This window comes from Paenibacillus cookii (assembly GCF_018333375.1).
In the GTDB taxonomy this organism is placed as follows: Bacteria; Bacillota; Bacilli; order Paenibacillales; family Paenibacillaceae; genus Paenibacillus_AQ; species Paenibacillus_AQ cookii.
The window spans coordinates 1-593 of record NZ_BORW01000104.1 but is presented as its reverse complement, the minus strand read 5'-3'; the positions used below and the strand labels follow the sequence as shown (position 1 = coordinate 593).

1 pseudogene is annotated in these 593 nt (G+C 41.3%); it reads left to right on the top strand.

Going from position 1 to position 593, the window contains the following annotated elements:
• Nucleotides 1-221: 221 nt before the first annotated feature.
• Nucleotides 222-491: pseudogene (locus KI367_RS26765) on the top strand (type I restriction-modification system subunit M N-terminal domain-containing protein); the annotation flags it as partial.
• Nucleotides 492-593: the final 102 nt, after the last annotated feature.

Below are 593 nucleotides of genomic sequence, written 5' to 3'. Positions count from 1 at the left end.
TCCTCCATCCTTGAGGTTTTTGGGTTTGGTCACTTGAAAACTTCTCCAAGTTGGGGTGAAGTCCCTTTTTTATGTCCGAAAATCCTTACGGCTCAAGGCCTCAGATTACTGCAAAACGCTCAAATTAAATATTTCAACAAGGGAAGACTTCCACAAAAGAAGAGATACCGGTAAACTTAGAAGGTATACTAGCATTGTTTTGCCATAAGAGGAGATGCATGATGATTAACTTTCAGGATAAAGTCAGTTTTATTTGGTCTATAGCTGAGGTCTTACGTGGCCCATACAAACCTGAGGATTATGGAAAGGTCATTTTACCCTTAGCCGTATTGCGTCGGTTTGATTGCGTACTGGAAAGCACGAAAGAGGAAGTACTAGAGAATTTCGAAAAATTTAAAGCAATGAATGAAGACGCGCGCGAACCGATCTTGAACCGTATTGCCAAGCAGAACTTCCATAATACAAGTAAACCTGAATTTCGAAAGTGCATAAGATCAATGCAAGATGCTAAAGCAATGGCGACTTAAGAAGTGAAAAGGTGGGAGTTTCCCATGTTTTAGTGGAGACGGAAGCTTGCGGCAGATGGTCTTTCC